This window comes from Bradyrhizobium sp. (assembly GCF_004799445.1).
Lineage (GTDB): Bacteria > Pseudomonadota > Alphaproteobacteria > Rhizobiales > Xanthobacteraceae > Bradyrhizobium.
This window is the reverse complement of the sequence record NZ_SSNA01000008.1, coordinates 1-2,196: the sequence shown is the minus strand read 5'-3', so window position 1 is coordinate 2,196 and position 2,196 is coordinate 1. Positions and strand designations below refer to the sequence as shown.

At 62.0% G+C, this 2,196-nt stretch carries 1 protein-coding gene; it reads right to left on the bottom strand.

What is annotated here, in order from left to right; genetic code table 11:
* Positions 1-118: 118 nt before the first annotated feature.
* A partial coding sequence (locus E8A46_RS00405; protein ID WP_291556030.1) for an ATP-binding protein occupies positions 119-2,196 on the bottom strand: 2,078 nt, incomplete at its 5' end.

Here is a 2,196-nt window from a genome sequence, read left to right as displayed (position 1 = left end):
AAGCCGGACTCGCGGATAGTCCCCCTCACCCGATCACTTCGTGATCGACCTCTCCCCGCAGGCGGGGCGAGGTGACCGAACGCGCGCATGCGTCGATTCAACTAAAAGCCATCACGTTCTAGCTGGCGGTGGTCTCGATACCGTCCAGATAGATCGACAATGCGCCCAGCCACTTCCGCGACGTATCGGCGTCAGCGTTCTCGGCTGCCAGTTCAATGGCGATGCCGATGTCGGTAATGGCCGGAAATCCAAACATGCCCCCGGAGCCCCTCATCTGGTGCCCCAGACTCGTCACGGTTTCAAAGTCAACGCGATCCAGGGCGTCCGACATCACGATGACATTCTGCTTGCAGTTCTGCAGATAGGCAGGGATCCGGTGCGCGGATTTGGCTTCAACCCGCAGAACCATCAGGTCCATCCGCTTGCTTTCTTCCTCTGATAAGGGAGGAGCGGGGATGGAGTGCTCCCTGATCGCCTGCAGCAGCACCTCTTGCTTGATTGGTTTCGTCAAAAAGGCCGTGCACCCCGCCGCCAGGCACATTTCCCGATCGCCCTTCAAGGCGGAGGCCGTCAATGCAATGATCGGCGTGGGCGGCCGGCCGTTGGCCTGTTCCCACGCACGAATCGCCCGCGTCGCGGTCAAGCCATCCATGACAGGCATTTGCCGGTCCATCAGGACCAGATCGTAATCTCCGGCGGTAAATTTTTCACAGGCGATGGCCCCGGTCCCGGCGATTTCAACCCGGTACGGCGTGTCCTCCAGATAGGCCATCGTGATGATGCAGTTGTCGGGAGAGTCCTCGGCCAGCAGAATACGCAACGCCCGCAAGGTGGTCTCGGGACCGGTGCCGACCGGCACGGTGATCGGCCGACTGATCGGAGCCCAGATCTCGAATGGTACGGCAAAGGCAAACACGCTGCCTTTCCCGACTTCACTTTCGGCAAAGATCCGCCCACCCATCAGTTCAACCAGGCGCTTCGAGATCGTCAGCCCCAGCCCGGAGCCGCCGAATCTGCGCGTGGTGGATGAATCGGCCTGGGTAAAGCGCTCAAACACCTGGCCCAGTTTCGCGCGCGGAATCCCGATGCCGGTGTCCGAGACCGTGAACCGCAAGGCGGTCGGGACCGAGGGGTTCGCATCCGGCGCCACTCGCAGCGTCACTTCGCCCGACTGCGTGAACTTGATCGCGTTGCCCAGCAAATTGAGCAACACTTGGCGCAGCCGTGTCGGGTCGCCGACCAGGTCGTTGGGCACGTTCGGCGCGATCTCGTACACCATGGACAGGCCTTTTTCATGGGCCCGGGGCGCCACCATCTCCATGACTTTCTCCAGGTGATCGCTCAGGGAGAAGCCGGTCCGCTCCAGCTCAAGCTGCGAGGCTTCGACCTTGGAGAGATCGAGGATGTCGTTGATGAGATTGAGCAGGTTGTCGCCGGCGCGGCGAAAGATCTGCACATACTTGTCCTGCTCGGAGGTGAGCGAGGTCTTGGCGAGCAGGTCCGCGATGCCCATGATCGCATTCATCGGCGTTCGGATCTCATGGCTCATGCTCGCCAGAAAGTCCGATTTGGTCCGGCTCGCGCTCTCGGCGGCGGCCTTGGCCTGCTGCAATTCCGCCTCCACCCGCTTGCGCTCGGTGACGTCGCGCGCCGCGGCGAAGACGCCCTGCAGCGTCCGGTTCCGGTCGTAAAAGGTGGTCGCGTTGTAGGACACCACGGTTTGCTTGCCGTCACGGGCGCGCGCCGTCAGCTCGTAGTCGGTGACCGACTTTTCGCTCAGCACGCGCTTGATCGCCGCCTCGGCTCGCTCCGGATCGGTGAAGTAACCCTTGAACGGCGCACCGATCAGCTCGTCGCGCGTACAGCCGGTCAGCGCCTCCATCTGCTTGTTGACGTCGGTGATGATGCCGGACGGATCGGTGGTCATGATCGCATCGATGTTGGATTCGATCAGCGAGCGGGTATAAAATTGCTGGTCGCGCAGCCGTTGATCGGACTTTTTTTGCTCTTCCTCGACCAGCTTGCGCGCGGTGTTGTCGGTGCCGATCAGCAGATAGCCGATGATGACGTCCTTGGCGTCGCGCAGCGCCGTGACCGACACCACCGCCGGGAACCGGCTGCCGTCCTTGCGGATATAGGTCAGCTCGTAGATGTCCTCGATGCCGCGCGAGGCCTTGAACACCAGCGCCTCGAAGC